Genomic DNA, 13,434 nt, shown 5'->3' with positions numbered 1-13,434 from the left:
CGCGTGGCCCCGACGTTACGTCACCACCATGCCGACGTCACGGGTGCGGTCCGAGCGGTCAGACGGGCGTCGCGGCGGCTGCAGGGGCAGTTCGCAGCAGCTCAAGCATCGGATCGCCGGGCGCGGCGCCGGACCAGTCGATGATGCCGACGACCTCATCGCCGTCGTCGACGAAGACGTGCGCGATCTGCAGGTCGCCGTGGATGAACGCCGGGGCCCACGGCCGGAGCGCGGCGATCGCGAGGACGGGCAGAGTGAGACCGAACGGTCGATTTCCCGCTCAGGGGTCGAAGTTCGTGCGCTCAGCATGTCTACTCGGGGCACAGCGACGCCGCGACGAAGGAGATCTCTGAGATGACCTCGTACGACTATCTGATCATCGGCGGAGGCCAGGTGGCGGACGATGCCGCCCGGGCGCTTCGAGAGCACGATGCGGACGGCACCATCGGCATCGTGAGCTCCGACGAGGACGCTCCCTACACCCGGCCCGCCCTGACGAAGAAGCTGTGGATCGACCCGGAGTTCGGGGAGGACTCCGTCCCGCTGAACACGGCCGAGGACACCGGTGCCGACCTGCGCGTGCGCACCGTGGTGACCGCGATCGACCGGACGGCGAAGCAGGTCGAGCTCGAAGGCGGGGAGCGGATCGACTACGGGAAGCTGCTGCTGGCCACCGGCTCGGAGCCGCGCCGGCTCGACGGCCCGGAGGACGAGCGCATCATCCACTTCCGCAGCTTCGCGGACTATCGCACCCTGCGGCATCTGATGACCGACGGGGCCCGCGCGGTGGTCGTCGGCGGCGGGTACATCGGTGCGGAGATCGCCGCCTCCCTCTCGCTCAACGGTGCCCACGTCACCCTCGTGTTCCCCGACGAGGTGCTCGGCGGTTCGCAGTTCCCGCCGAGCATCGCGGAGCGCTACCAGAAGCTGTTCACGGACCACGGCGTCGAGCTGCTCCCCGGTCGACGCGCGGAGATGCTCACCGTGCAGGACGACGCGGACGTCGGCGTGACGCTCGACGACGGCACCGCCGTCGGTGGCGACATCGTGGTGGTCGGCCTGGGCGCCGAACCCCGCCTCGACCTGGCCCGCCACGCAGGGCTGGAGGTCTCCGAGGGCGTCGTCGTCGACGAGCACCTGCGCACCTCCGACCCGTCGATCTGGGCGGCCGGCGACATCATCGAGTACCCCGACGCGATCCTCGGCCGCACCCGGATCGAGCACGTCGACCACGCGCGTGAATCCGGCGCGGCCGCGGGACGATCGATGGCCGGGTCCGAGGCCCCCTACCAGCACACCCCCTACTTCTACTCGATGGTCTACGGGGTGCGCTGGGAAGCAGTGGGCACCCTGGACCCCTCCCTGGAGACCCTCGAGGTGCACCACGACACCGCGCACAGCGTCGTCTACTACCTCGAGGACCGTGGGCGACCCGTCGGCGTGCTGATGTGGCAGATCGACGGGGCACGGGACGCCGCACGCACGGTGATCGCCGACGCGATCACCGACCGGGACCTGCTGCGAGGGAGCATCGGCTGACCAGGGATCTGAACATCACCGGGAAGAAGGCACTGATCACCGGAGCGCCGCGCACGAGCGCCGGGGCGAGCCCGAGGAGGTCGCCGCCGTGGTCGCGTTCCTGTGCTCGGACCGCGTTTCGTTCGTCACCGGCTCGAACTACCGGGTCGACGCGGGCTCGGTGGCGACGATCTGAGAGCTGCGTCGGCCAGCCACGGCAATGATCAGCAGGCCCACCAGAGTGAGCAGCGCGCAGGCGAGGAATGTGGCGCGCTGGCCGAGGGCGGTCGCCCCGCCGAGCACGATGAGCGGGCCGGAGAGGATCGCGCCCACCCGCCGGGTGTTCATGTACAGCCCGGTGGACAGGCCGGGCCGACGGATCATCTGCTGGAAGAGGGTGAGTCCCACCCCGCCGATCCCCGCGAAGCACCAGGCGTTGAGCACCTGCAGCGCGATCAGCAGGATCGGCCCTGTCGCCACGGCGACGCCCAGGTAGTAGGCGATCCCGGCCACGCAGCTGGTGAGGATCAGGCCGAGGCTCGAGTGCCGCGTGGTCAGGCGCGCGACGATCATGAGCGCCGGCACCTCGAGACCGGCGGCGACCCCGAGGGCGATGCCGGCCCACACCACGTCCACGCCCATCGTCTGCGGCACGTACACGGCCAGGAACGACATGGCGGTCGCATTCGTCGCCTGCAGCAGCACGAACGCGGCGGTGACCAGCACGATGCCCGCCGTGCCGAGGGAGACGTCGTCCTCCTCGTGCGCGGGAGCCGGTGGGGTGCCGGAGGCGAGTGCGGCGCGGTGGCCGCGGATCATGAGCATCGTGGTGCCGATGTTCGCCAGCGCCACCAGAGCGATCGCGAGCAGGATCGCCTGCGGCCCGAACCAGCCGATGACGAGCGTCGCGAGCGGAGGTCCCGCGACCCACGCGACCGAGACGATCGCGCGCGTGTTCACGATCTGCGCGGGCCGCGCCCCGGCATGGCGCAGATGCGCCCACAGCAGCGAGACCCCCACCCCGGCGGGCCCGCCCACCACCACCAGCACGATGGTCACCAGGGGCAGAGTGGTGACCAGGGCCAGCAGCAGCACCAGCAGGACCGTGAGCACGCCGCTGAGAAGCATCGGCCCCAGGTACTCCTGGCGGCGGTCCGCCCAGGCGGGCACCACCAGCGAGGCGATGAAGCCGCTCGCGTTGTAGATCGCCAGCACCCACCCGATCTCCGTGGTGCTGGCCCCGTACAGGGTGGAGAGGATCAGCGCGAGCGACGGGCTGAGGAAGGCGATCTGCAGTCCCCACATCAGCGCGGAGGTCGGCACCAGGAGACGGTTCACGGGGGAGAGGTCCTCGGGACGGGTTCGGGGATGGTCCGGGAACTCTATGCGCGTTGCCGCCGGCGGAGGGAGGGGCCGCTGATCCGTGTACTGACAGTTCCTCCTTCCCGCGACGCGGCGGTCTTACCGTGGGCGCATGGATCATCGAGCAGAGGTGTCTCAGTTCCTGCGCACGCGCAGGGACCGGATCACGCCGGAGCAGGCGGGCATCATCGGCGGATCTCGTCGCCGGGTGCCCGGACTGCGCCGGGAGGAGGTCGCGATGCTCGCCGGCGTGAGCGTCGAGTACTACGCGCGGATGGAGCGAGGCGAGCTGGGCGGGGTGTCCACCGAGGTTCTGGAGTCGATCGCCCATGCTCTCCGGCTCGAGGAGGCCGAGATCGACCATCTGGCCGATCTGGCGCGGGCGGCGGGACCCCGCCCCGTGCGCAAGCGCAGGAAGTGCGGTGAGCGGGGCGTGACCCCGGCGTTCCAGCGCTTCCTCGACGCGGTCACCGGTGCCCCGATGTGGGTGCGGGATCGACGGATGGACTTCGTGGCCTCCAACGCCCTGGGACGAGCCCTGTACGCGCCGCTGTTCGAGGATCCGTCGGGCCGGGCGAACACGGCCCGGTTCACGTTCCTCGACCCGGCGGCGCGCACCTTCTTCCCGGACTGGGAGCAGAACGCGGACGGCATCGTGGCCACGATGCGCACCTACGCCGGACAGAACCCCCTGGACACAGGGCTGACCGACGTCATCGGCGAGCTCGTCACCCGCAGCGACGCCTTCCGGCAGCGCTGGTCCGTCCACGACGTGCGCCATCACCGCGCCGGACTCAAGCGGATCCACCATCCGGTGGTGGGCGACCTCGAGCTCAGCTACGAGGCGATGGACCTGCCCGCCAATCCCGAGTGGTCCCTGTTCGCCTACACCGCGGAGCCCGGCAGCGCCACCGAGGAGCGGATACGCCTGCTGGGAAGCCTCGCCGCCACCGACCACCCCGCGCTGACCGCGCACGAGCCCGCCGCGGAGCACTGAGCCGCCGCCCGGCGACACCGACCACGACCGCCCTCCGAAAGAGACCGACATGACCACCACGCGCACCCTGAACAACGGCGTCGAGATGCCCGCCCTGGGCTTCGGCGTCTTCCAGACCCCGCCCGAGGAGACGACCGCCGCGGTCGCCGAGGCCCTCCGGCTCGGCTACCGCCTGATCGACACCGCGGCCGCGTACGGCAACGAGCGCGAGGTGGGCGAGGCCGTCCGCCGCTCCGGACTGGACCGCTCCGAGGTGTTCCTCGAAACGAAGCTGTGGATCACGGACTACGGCTACGACGGGGCCCTGCACGGCTTCGACAAGAGCGCCGACAAGCTCGGCGTCGAGCAGATCGATCTGCTCCTGCTGCACCAGCCCGTGCCCACCGACTTCGAGCGCACCATCGGCGCGTACACGGCGCTCGAGAAGCTGCTGGCCGATGGTCGAGTGCGCGCGATCGGCATCAGCAACGTCATGCCCGACGTGCTCGCGAACCTCCGGGAGCAGACCGACGTGGTCCCCGCCGTCAACCAGGTCGAGGTCCACCCGTACTTCACCCAGGCCGACGTGCAGGCCGCCGATGCCGAGCACGGGATCCTCACCCAGGCCTGGTCCCCGATGGGCGGGATCACCAGCTACGGCGGGGACAGCGGCGGCTCCACCTTCGAGGACCCGGTCATCGGCGAGATCGCGGACGCCCATGGCGTGACAGCCGCCCAGGTGATGCTGCGCTGGCACCTCCAGCAGGGACGCTCTGCGATCCCGAAGTCCGTCAGGCCCGAGCGCATCGCCGCCAACTTCGACGTGTTCGGCTTCGAGCTGACCGCGGACGAGCTCACCCGGATCGACGCCCTGGACACCGGGGTGCGTTGCGGGCCGGAGCCCGCCTCGATCACGCCGGAGGCCTTCGACCGCGAGATCCCGGAGGCCTGAGCGCGGCGGTGGCGGCGAGCGACGGGACGCGGAGGCGAGGCTTTCCTCTGCTCGCCTGTCAGCTCGCGGCTCTCCGCCCGCCCCGGGTGAGGATCGCCGCTGTCAGCACCAGCGCAGCGAGGATGATCGCGAGGACGAAATAGCCCCGCTGCGGGGACGCCTGGTCGACGAGACGGCCGACGAGCGGTCCGGCGACCGCGGTCCCCAGGGCACTCGCCGACCCGGTCCAGGTGACCGCCTGGACATAGAGCGAGCGCGGGGTTTCCTCCTGGAGCGTGACCGCCGCGGGGATCACGATCGGGGCGACGCAGGCACCCGCCAGCACGGTCAGCAGCACGAACGGCATGAACCTCTGCACCTGGCTCAGCGCGAAGCACGACACCGCGAGAAGGGCTGCCCCTCCGACCATCGCCGGCGCTGCCCCGATCCGTCGCGAGGACCCGTAGAGGAGGCCGGTGAGCAGGCTCGCCGCGCCCCCGGCTGCCGCGACGAGGCCCGCGTATGTGCCTGCGCCGAAGGACAGCGCCGCCGCCGTGAGGCAGAGCGCCATTCCACCGAAGTAGAGGCCGAGCAGCAGGTGCAGCACCACGAACGGCAGGAACGCGGCGTTCGCGAGTCGCGTATCGAGCACCAGTCCGGGCCCGCGCGGTTGGCGCGGAGGCTCCGATTCACGGCGCCGCATCAGCACGGTTGTGAACACCAGCACCAGGACTGCGGCGAGCACCAGACCGGCTGACGGATGGACCGCGGCGCTGAGGGTCGTCACGAGGATGGGGCCGAGCATGAAGGTGAGCTCGTTGACCGCTGCCTCGAGGGCGAGAGCGGAGGTCACCTGCGCAGAGCCGCCGGTGAGATGCCGCCATCGCGCAGCGGCGAGGGAGCCGACCTGGGGGCAGGAGACGCCGGCGACAGCGCTGGACAGGACCCACACCCAGGTTGCCTGATCTCGGAATACGGCGAGCAGCAGGAGCGCCGTGGCGAGACCGAACACCGGAAGCTGTGAGATGGCCACCGCCCGCTGCCCACGGCTGTCCACGAACCGCGCCACCTGCGGAGCGAGCAGGGCCTCCGCAACCGCGAAGGAACCCGTGGCGAGCCCCGCCACCGCGAACGAGCCGGAGGCGCCCTGGACCGCCCAGAGGATGGCGAGGCTCTGCATCGCGACGCCGAGTCGCGCCAGAGCTGCGGGGACGAAAAACCGCCCCGCGCCAGGGCGAAGGAAGAGCTGCCGATAGCTGGTCAGAGCCGACATGAGTCACCGCCCTTGGAGCGGCAAGCCGTCAGACAGGTCGGACTGAGGAATCGGCTTACAGGGACATCGTGACGGGCGCAGGCCGCTGCCGCAAGGCGGTGGAGGGGTGGACCGGGCCAGCGAGCTCGAGGGCTGGAGATTTCCGGGCGCGCGCGCCGAGCCCCCGAGTTCCGCGAACACTCGCTCGATGCCCCTGTCGCACCGGTAGTCTCGCCGGGATGAAGATCTCCCCGTCGCGCACCGTTGCCGACAGCGCCCGTCCGGTCAATGACTCTGCTGTGTACGACGCGATCGCCGAGGGCTACGCGGCAGAGAACGCCGGCAGCTTGCTGAACCAGCACTACAATCGCCCGGAGATCCGGGAGATGCTGGGGGAGGTGCATGGCCGCAGGGTGCTCGATGCGGGCGCTGGCTCCGGGGTGACGATCGAAGACCTGCTCGACGGCGGCGCGAGTGTTGTGGGCATCGACGGCAGCGCGCAGATGCTCCGCCTCGCCAGAGAGCGAGTAGGGGACGGCGCCGAGCTGATCGTCGCCGACCTCGGTGCACCGCTGCCCTTCGATGACGGCGCGTTCGACGACGTCGTCTGCTCGCTGACACTGCACAACCTGCGGGACTGGGACGCGCCGCTGACCGAGTTCCGGCGGGTTCTCAAGCCGGGCGGGCGGCTGCTCCTCTCTGTCGAGCACCCCTTCGCGATCTGGTACGCCGGCCGACAGAATGGCGAGGAGCCGGACTACTTCGCGACCCGTCCGCGCACCGACCGCTGGGAGTTCGACGGGCAGCAGGCGGACGTCACCTTCTGGGATCGTCCGCTCTCGGAGATGATCCAGGCGTTCCTTCGCTCGGGCTTCACCATCGCCGACGTGCGGGAGCCGGGAGTCTCACCAGGGGCCAGGGAGTATGTCCCAGAGCTCTTCGCAGATCGTGACGATCCGCGGTTCCTCGCATTCCTGTTCGTAGAGCTCCGTCGTTGAGGGCGCGGTGTGATGGTCGGCACCGATGACGCAGGACGTCGCGGTCCGAGAAGTGCTCCGGGAGAGCGGCGATCCATAGACTGACCGCATCCACGGATGGACGGGGCGAGATGGGCAAAGGCGAGCGCCGGAGGCTGATCGTGGGCTGGGTGATCGCCGCGCTGCTCGTGGCGTTCCTCCTCGTCGGCGGACGCTATCTCTGGCTGACGATGATGGCCACGGAGGGGGACGTGCCGGCGGTGTCGTCGATCCCCCTGCCGGAGGACGCCGAAATCATCAGCACGAAGCGTGACTGCGCGAGCGGCGGATGCTGGATCGAGATCACCGTGCGGCCTGCGCCGGGATCCTCACCTCAGGAGCTCGCCGAGGAGATCGGGGCGACGCCCCAGCTGGAGATCCCGGGGAACCTCGTCGACCCCCGGACGATCTGGGTGCGGGCGGAGCCGGGTGGCAGCTTCCTCACGTTGCAGGCCGACTACTTCTCGCAGACGTGGGTCCCGTAGCGCGTGGAGACCCGTGCGCTCAGGCCGACTCGTCACCGTCTCGACCGGCGCAGTCGATAGGGCCGCGTGGTGGCCATCGATTCGAAACCGGTGGAGGCGTAGAACGCGCGTGCCGCGGGACGGTTCTCATCGACCGTAAGAGTGATCTTGTCCCGGCCCGAGCTCTCGTGCGCACCGTTGATGAGGCGTTCTCCGACGCCGCTCCGACGCGCGTCGGGACGCACCGCGAGGAAGTCCACGTACACCGCGGACTCCGACTGCAGCTGCGAGGCCACGTACCCGAGCACCGTCCCCTCCGGTGCGAAGACGAGGGTCGAGTAGCGGCTGTCGGGATCGAGGAGCTCGGAGGCTGACGCGTAGGTTCCGGGGAACTCCCGCTCATGCAGCGCGCGGATGGCGGGCTCGTCCGCGCTGGTGGCCGGGCGGGTCCCCGGAGCTCCGGACGGTACGGGCGTGGCGCGGCGATACTCGAAATTGGCCTCCCCGGCCTGCCATCCGCAGCGGCGTGCCAGCTGCGCCATGCCGTGGTTGCTGACGTCTGCGTACATCTCGTGGCCGACGACCGGTGCCTGCGCCGTCACCGCCGCGAGCAGCGAGGGGCCCGCAGTCAGCCATGCGTCCTGCTCCATCCAGGGACCGTGCACCCAGGAACGGTCCAGCTCCTCGTCCCACTCGATGACCGCTGCGCCGACGATCCCGCCGTCTGCCGCGACGGACACGCGGACGGTCTCCAGCCAGTGCTGGTCCAGCTCTTCCAGGTCGCCACGGATCTCCGACGGCTCCGTGCCGAGGTAGGCGCACGCCGTCTCGGGGGATTGCTGCTGGCGGACGATGAAGTCCAGGACTGCCGGGGGATCGATGTCCTGCGACGTCATGAGCATGGCGCCATGCTCCGGTCGCTGCCGTTCAGGGTCAACCGTTTTTCGGACGCCAGTCGATCACCTCTGCCGAGCGGAGCGGCACGGGGTCTTTCGTCAGGACGTGCGGGGTCCCGTTGAACCAGGCGCCGCGCTTGCTCGCTCTCGCGAGTTCGTCGATCCACCGAGCATTCCGTGGCGTCGTCTCCTCCGAGGAGCGGTGGGTGGCGACGTCGAGGGCGTCGATCTCCCGCGGGTCGATCGGATCGCCTGTGCTGCTCAGGTGTCGATCGAAGACGACCGCGGGGCCGAGGTCCTTGATGGGGATCGCCCAGAACTCCTGCCCCGGCAGCTCGACCCCGGCGATGGTGCGCCATGCCTCCCAGATCGCGCGCTGCTGCACGGGAGACAGAAAGACCACCTCGGTCCACGTTGCGTCGAGAACCGGAATCCACGTATCCCGGAGCCGTCGGCGTTCCGGAGTGTCGTCGCATTGGGCGATCGCGGCCGCGAAGGCACGAGGATCCGTCCGCTCGAGCGCGCTGAGGGGTGCAGCTCGTGTGCGTCAGTGTTGTGCATCGTGCGGGCATGGAAGACGCAGCGCTCCGGACTCATCCTTCGATCATGCTTCCCGGAGCATCGCCTGCACACCGTGTTGAAAACGGTCTGACACCCGGTGAAAGGCTGAGTATCCTCGCCGCATGTTCTCCGCGTGAGGCTTCCCTTCCATGACACCGATCCGTAGGAGAACTATGCCCATCGTGATCCGCAGCTACGAGCCGGCCGACGAGACCAGCTGGCTGCGATGCAGAACCCTGACCTTCCTGTCCACCTGCTACTACGACGATGTGTGGGCGAGGCGCCCGCCGAGTCCAGCCGTGCAGCTCGTCGCGCTGGACGGCGATGATGCCGTCGGCATCCTGGACATCGAGATCGACGGCGATCTGGCCACGATCGACACCGTGGCGGTGGATCCGGACCACCAGGGCAGAGGTGTCGCGTCCGCATTGCTCACCCGCGCGCGATCCGAACTGCCCGGCACTGTGTCGGTCGTGGACGCCTGGACCCGTGAGGACGAGCCCGCCCTGGAGTGGTACCGTGCCCACGGCTTCGCAGAATCGGAGCACTACCTCCACGTCTACAAGACCTGGGAGGACACGGATGCCGGCTGGGAGAGCCCGTCTGGACTCTCGGCTCCGCTGACCGCGTTCTGCCACGCGAGTGTCCAGGACGAGCCTGAACTCCGGGGTCGGTTCTCGCGGGTCTACGTGTGCAGACGCTTCAGTCGGCCCGTCACCGCGAAGTGACGCTCAGCGGGAGGGCGGGATGAGGTACGTCCGATTGCGGCTCTGGGGCGGGGCCGTTGCTAGGACGAGCCCCTGATCGACGAGATCGCGCAGGAGGGGACGAAGTGCGTTGCGCGTCTTCCCCGTCGCCTCGGCGATCTCTGCGATGGACTTCGCCGTCGTGACATCCAGGATCGAGAGGATCTCCCAGCGCGCACCGGAGACTGCCTCGGTCATTCCCGGATCGACCAGTACATACGGCCCATCGTTCATGCCTTCCAGGAGTCCGTCGGCGACAAGCTCTGCGAGTACCTCTCGGCAGTCGTCCGAGTCGAGCCCGAGGTTGATCCGCAGGTCCGCGACAGAGACCTGCTGGTTGAGCTTCGCGAGCGCGAGTGCCACGTCATGCTGGCGGTCTCTGTGGTCGCGCTCGGAGAGCCCGTCGATCCACGCTCTCATGCTGGGATCGATCAGCCCGAAACGAGCGAGCTTGACGACGACGTGGTCGATGGAGGTTGAACTGTAATCCGGGGCGGGCAGACCGTGCCGGCGCATCGCGGCGACCATCAACTGCACCCCTGAGCCCTGGTTCTCGGCGACTGTTGACTGGCCGTCGGGCATGGGAACCACTCGCAGCAGCTGTACGAGGCTCTCGTTGCGCGAGGTCGAGTAGCCCTCGGCGACATTCTCCTTGGTCCGGTCTCCCCAGAAACCTCCGGGGCTCTTCACCTCGACGCGGTCCGGGAAGATGTCGACGGCGACCTGCTGGCCGCGGACGTACGGTGAGTAATCGCGGTGCAGCACGGCATTGGTGATCGCTTCACGCAGCACGTCGGCGGGAATCTCCGGGACGTCCGTGCCCGCCGTGCCGTCGACGACGCGGCGGGTGCGGAGATTGCGCAGCACTGCTCGCACTGCGTCGTTGATGGCCTGAGGCATGGGCCCGTCGCATTCCTGGCGGTCCAGGAACCGAAGGGTTGGATCGTGAGATTTCTCGGTGCCCGGGTGCGCCGCCACATCGATGGCCAGATGAGGGAACTCCTGCTGCGGGTAGGCGCCCAGAGCAAGGTATCCGGCCAGAGTCGGCACGCCGTCGGCGTCGACGGCGTTGACTCGGTGTAAACCTCCCTGTATGTCTCCGGTCTCGATTCCGGTGAGGGCCCGACCCCGAGTGCGAAGGCCCTCGAGGGTACGGCTCACCAGGTCGGTGGAGAGCTCGGCCAGGGTCCGCCCTTCGACCGTCTCGCGGTCGGTGCGGTCCTGTCTCCTCTTCGAATGCAGGAGATAGACTTCGTAGTGAGTGAGGCGTTTGTTCGCATCGGCGACTCGCTTGTAGCTGCCCGCTTCGAGGCCCTGCGCCGTGACGAAGCAAGGCAGTTTCGCTCCTGAGGTCCCGTCTAGGGCGTCGATGCGGAGGGTGACGACCTGGGCCCCGTCCACCTCGCTCCGGCCGAGCTCGTGCGGAGGAATCGGCGTGATCTTCGCGTGGGTGCCGGGTGAGGCGTCGAAGCCGGTGAGCACCACATCGAGGGTTCGCTGCGGGTCGAATCCTTCCGCGGGGACGAAACCGCTCGCCTCGTCCAGGCCGAGGATGATGAGACCGCCCTCGGTGTTGGCGAAAGCGGACACGCTGCGCCAGAGATCTTTCGGCGCTCCACTGGCTGCTGCCTTTGCCTCGACGTGGGCGTCATCCTGACGCTGTCGACGCAGGCGGGCAACGTGCTCCGCGAGCTCCTGATCGTCCATTCTCTCACTGTATGCACTGAGGGGCTCAGTGTATAGACTGAGCCCCTCACTTTCTACAGTGAGCACCTCACTGTAGAGAGTGACGTTCTCGCTGTGCAGAGTGACGATGTCTCCGCGGACGCGGATCGGGGATCTGCATGGCCAGGGCGCAGCGGAGCCAGTGCGCGGTGAACAGTTCCCTTCAGGGTCGGCGGGCGATCACCCGGAAGGTGTGCCAGTGCTTGCGTCCGTCGAAGGAACGGCCGTCGCGTTCCTCCTCGGTGAGCTCGATGATCTCGAGTCCGTCGAACAGCGCCTCCAGAGCGCTGCGGCTCAAGTAGGTGCCGTCGGTGTCCGCCCAGTCGTCATGGTCGCCGAAGAGGTCGACGGCGAGGACCCCGCGGGGGAGGAGCGAGTAGCGCATCGTCGACCAGAGGGCGTCGAAGGCGGGCTGCTGCACGAACGGGAGTGTGGCGCAGGACAGGATGAGATCGGCGGGTGGCAGCTCGCGCAGCTGCGCGAGATCGGTGGTCCTGTGGTGGACCGGCAGGTCAGCGGAGAGCGCTGCCATGGCGCGCTCGACGCTCGCATCTGCGTCGACAGTGTGCACGGTGAGGCCGTTCTCGGCCAGGAAGCGTGCCTCGACGCCGATGCCGCACCCGAGCTCCACCGCGGTCCCGGAGCCGTCGGTCCGTGTACTTTCTGCTGCCAGCTCCACAGCGCGGCGAGCGAGCAGTCGCACGGGCCGTGCCTGCTGGGCGGCGTTGTACGCCGAGAAGTCCCGGTCCGAGCTGCAGCGCTGCATGGGTGCGAATCCTATCGATGCCCTGCGGGGCGCTGCGGGCGCGGGCTCGTGAATCGCTGCTCCATGTGCCCGTCGGCATGCGTGATCTCCTCGAAGGGCACCGGGATCGCCCGCCGCCAGAACTCGGTCGCGGCCCTGTTCGAGGCGAGCTGGCTGATGGACCACGTCCCGGGGAGCATCGCGAGAAGCTGCCGGGCCGCCGTGGTGCCCACGCCGCCGCGGCGGTATTTTCTGAGCACGAAGAACTCCGCCATCGTCGTCGGCTCGCCGCGCCGGACGAGTGCGAACCCTGCAGGATGAGCCCCCACGCGGAAGAGGTACGCGTGGCGATCCGCCTCGTCGCGATAGGCGTCCAACCATGCGTAGTGGTACTCGCCGCGCTCGTCGACGTCGTACCCCGCGTGCTCGGAGAAGTCGTAGAGGTAGAGCTGGAGCAGACGCCCGAGCAGATCGAATCCAGCGTCGGTGACGACCGTGACGGTCGGGGTGAGCGGGGCGCCCGCGGAGGTCATGTGTTCAGGGTAGATCCGGGCTATCGGGTGCGCATCCCGGTTTCCCGGGTATCGTCCGGTGCTCGTTCGACGGGAGGATGGAGGAATGATCGATGAATCCGACCTGGTCGAGATCTTCGAGCGCGTGCGGAGCCTCCCGTACGACACCCTCGCCGCACATGACGCCGCAGGACTGCTCGTGGATGGCCGGGGGAACTGCGTCGCCACGGCCGGTCTGCTCTCCGAGGAGCTCAGCGCCCTCGGCGCCCGATGTCGAGCCGTGTCCTGGGAGTACGAGCTGCCTGTCCTGGTGGACGCACAGCAGCATCTCGCCTTCCGCAGCGACATCCATACGACGGTGCAGGTCCGTGTCGAGGGCCGGTGGGTCCTGGCCGACGCGACCCACGATCCGCGCCTGGGAATCCTCGGCCTCACGATCGGCCGCTGGGATGGCCACCACGACACGGAGCCCGCCTATCGGGCCGTCGGGCCATGCGTCGTGCACGGACAGGATGGACCCGGGTCAACGCAGCTCAAGGGGGCGATGGAGCGTATCGGGCGTCAGGTGGAGGCCACCGATCCGGACCTGATAGCGCAGTACCAGCGCGATCTGAATGAGTTGTTCGAAGGATGCCGGTCGACCATTGATGGCAGGGCAACAAAGCCATACCCGGCCGAGCGACCAGACCCCCGTCCATCGGGGGCACTCACAAGGTAACGGGTCGCCACG

General features: G+C 68.9%; 15 protein-coding genes and 1 pseudogene. 8 read left to right on the top strand and 8 right to left on the bottom strand.

The window, feature by feature from the left end:
- Positions 1–58: 58 nt before the first annotated feature.
- Positions 59–238 (bottom strand): phosphotransferase, encoded by a 180-nt coding sequence (locus tag JOF44_RS12220; protein WP_342591887.1) that lies wholly within the window; start codon positions 236–238, stop codon positions 59–61.
- 116 nt (positions 239–354) lie between these two features.
- Here JOF44_RS12220 and JOF44_RS12215 point away from each other — a divergent pair, with 116 nt between their 5' ends.
- Together JOF44_RS12215 and JOF44_RS12210 are read left to right on the top strand one after the other, a co-directional pair.
- On the top strand, positions 355–1,539 hold the full coding sequence (locus JOF44_RS12215; protein ID WP_209891628.1) for an NAD(P)/FAD-dependent oxidoreductase: 1,185 nt from the start codon (positions 355–357) through the stop codon (positions 1,537–1,539).
- A 55-nt stretch (positions 1,540–1,594) separates the two neighbouring features.
- Positions 1,595–1,714, top strand: a pseudogene (locus JOF44_RS12210) (SDR family oxidoreductase); the annotation flags it as partial.
- On the opposite strand, the gene JOF44_RS12205 reads toward JOF44_RS12210, so the two are convergent.
- Positions 1,678–2,856, bottom strand: a complete 1,179-nt coding sequence (locus tag JOF44_RS12205; protein ID WP_209891624.1) for an MFS transporter — start codon at positions 2,854–2,856, stop codon at positions 1,678–1,680. The pseudogene JOF44_RS12210 and the gene JOF44_RS12205 sit on opposite strands and share 37 nt — an antisense overlap.
- A 136-nt stretch (positions 2,857–2,992) precedes the next feature.
- Here JOF44_RS12205 and JOF44_RS12200 point away from each other — a divergent pair, with 136 nt between their 5' ends.
- Positions 2,993–3,877, top strand: a complete 885-nt coding sequence (locus JOF44_RS12200; protein WP_209891621.1) for a helix-turn-helix domain-containing protein — start codon at positions 2,993–2,995, stop codon at positions 3,875–3,877.
- Positions 3,878–3,926: 49 nt separating this feature from the next.
- Complete coding sequence (locus JOF44_RS12195) at positions 3,927–4,808, top strand: aldo/keto reductase (RefSeq protein ID WP_209891618.1); 882 nt, start codon at positions 3,927–3,929, stop codon at positions 4,806–4,808.
- 58 nt (positions 4,809–4,866) lie between these two features.
- Here the strand turns inward: JOF44_RS12195 and JOF44_RS12190 are convergent, their stop codons facing one another.
- Positions 4,867–6,060 (bottom strand): MFS transporter, encoded by a 1,194-nt coding sequence (locus JOF44_RS12190; protein ID WP_342591770.1) that lies wholly within the window; start codon positions 6,058–6,060, stop codon positions 4,867–4,869.
- A 218-nt stretch (positions 6,061–6,278) separates the two neighbouring features.
- On the opposite strand from JOF44_RS12190, the gene JOF44_RS12185 reads away from it, so the two are divergent.
- Entirely contained in the window at positions 6,279–7,037 is a 759-nt protein-coding gene (locus JOF44_RS12185; protein WP_209891611.1) for a class I SAM-dependent methyltransferase, read from the top strand.
- A 110-nt stretch (positions 7,038–7,147) separates the two neighbouring features.
- Entirely contained in the window at positions 7,148–7,540 is a 393-nt protein-coding gene (locus tag JOF44_RS12180; RefSeq protein WP_209891609.1) for a hypothetical protein, read from the top strand.
- 32 nt (positions 7,541–7,572) lie between these two features.
- Here the strand turns inward: JOF44_RS12180 and JOF44_RS12175 are convergent, their stop codons facing one another.
- Positions 7,573–8,421, bottom strand: a complete 849-nt coding sequence (locus tag JOF44_RS12175) for a GNAT family N-acetyltransferase (RefSeq protein ID WP_209891606.1) — start codon at positions 8,419–8,421, stop codon at positions 7,573–7,575.
- A 31-nt stretch (positions 8,422–8,452) separates the two neighbouring features.
- Entirely contained in the window at positions 8,453–8,818 is a 366-nt protein-coding gene (locus JOF44_RS12170; RefSeq protein WP_209891602.1) for a hypothetical protein, read from the bottom strand.
- 331 nt (positions 8,819–9,149) lie between these two features.
- Between JOF44_RS12170 and JOF44_RS12165 the strand changes: the two genes are divergently transcribed.
- A complete protein-coding gene (locus JOF44_RS12165) occupies positions 9,150–9,704 on the top strand; it encodes a GNAT family N-acetyltransferase (protein ID WP_245348935.1) in 555 nt (184 codons plus the stop codon).
- Positions 9,705–9,707: 3 nt separating this feature from the next.
- Here the strand turns inward: JOF44_RS12165 and JOF44_RS12160 are convergent, their stop codons facing one another.
- The 3 genes from JOF44_RS12160 to JOF44_RS12150 form a co-directional block, all read right to left on the bottom strand.
- Positions 9,708–11,429 (bottom strand): ATP-binding protein, encoded by a 1,722-nt coding sequence (locus JOF44_RS12160; RefSeq protein ID WP_209891596.1) that lies wholly within the window; start codon positions 11,427–11,429, stop codon positions 9,708–9,710.
- Between the two features lie 181 nt (positions 11,430–11,610).
- Positions 11,611–12,213: a class I SAM-dependent methyltransferase gene (locus tag JOF44_RS12155; protein ID WP_209891593.1), complete on the bottom strand. Its 603-nt coding sequence runs from the start codon at positions 12,211–12,213 to the stop codon at positions 11,611–11,613.
- Between the two features lie 11 nt (positions 12,214–12,224).
- Entirely contained in the window at positions 12,225–12,725 is a 501-nt protein-coding gene (locus JOF44_RS12150; RefSeq protein ID WP_209891590.1) for a GNAT family N-acetyltransferase, read from the bottom strand.
- A gap of 85 nt (positions 12,726–12,810) precedes the next feature.
- Between JOF44_RS12150 and JOF44_RS12145 the strand changes: the two genes are divergently transcribed.
- Entirely contained in the window at positions 12,811–13,422 is a 612-nt protein-coding gene (locus tag JOF44_RS12145; protein ID WP_209891587.1) for a transglutaminase-like domain-containing protein, read from the top strand.
- The last annotated feature ends 12 nt before the right edge of the window (positions 13,423–13,434 follow it).

The organism is Brachybacterium fresconis (assembly GCF_017876515.1).
GTDB lineage: Bacteria > Actinomycetota > Actinomycetes > Actinomycetales > Dermabacteraceae > Brachybacterium > Brachybacterium fresconis.
Note: the sequence above shows the minus strand (reverse complement) of the source record. Positions and strands in the feature narration are given on the sequence as shown.

Coding starts and splice junctions, on each gene's coding strand:
- JOF44_RS12200 (WP_209891621.1), top strand. CDS start 2,993: ATGGATCATCGAGCAGAGGTGTCTCAGTTCCTGCGCACGCGCAGGGAC.
- JOF44_RS12190 (WP_342591770.1), bottom strand. CDS start 6,060: ATGTCGGCTCTGACCAGCTATCGGCAGCTCTTCCTTCGCCCTGGCGCG.
- JOF44_RS12195 (WP_209891618.1), top strand. CDS start 3,927: ATGACCACCACGCGCACCCTGAACAACGGCGTCGAGATGCCCGCCCTG.
- JOF44_RS12185 (WP_209891611.1), top strand. CDS start 6,279: ATGAAGATCTCCCCGTCGCGCACCGTTGCCGACAGCGCCCGTCCGGTC.
- JOF44_RS12180 (WP_209891609.1), top strand. CDS start 7,148: ATGGGCAAAGGCGAGCGCCGGAGGCTGATCGTGGGCTGGGTGATCGCC.
- JOF44_RS12150 (WP_209891590.1), bottom strand. CDS start 12,725: ATGACCTCCGCGGGCGCCCCGCTCACCCCGACCGTCACGGTCGTCACC.
- JOF44_RS12175 (WP_209891606.1), bottom strand. CDS start 8,421: ATGCTCATGACGTCGCAGGACATCGATCCCCCGGCAGTCCTGGACTTC.
- JOF44_RS12160 (WP_209891596.1), bottom strand. CDS start 11,429: ATGGACGATCAGGAGCTCGCGGAGCACGTTGCCCGCCTGCGTCGACAG.
- JOF44_RS12215 (WP_209891628.1), top strand. CDS start 355: ATGACCTCGTACGACTATCTGATCATCGGCGGAGGCCAGGTGGCGGAC.
- JOF44_RS12155 (WP_209891593.1), bottom strand. CDS start 12,213: ATGCAGCGCTGCAGCTCGGACCGGGACTTCTCGGCGTACAACGCCGCC.
- JOF44_RS12145 (WP_209891587.1), top strand. CDS start 12,811: ATGATCGATGAATCCGACCTGGTCGAGATCTTCGAGCGCGTGCGGAGC.
- JOF44_RS12165 (WP_245348935.1), top strand. CDS start 9,150: ATGCCCATCGTGATCCGCAGCTACGAGCCGGCCGACGAGACCAGCTGG.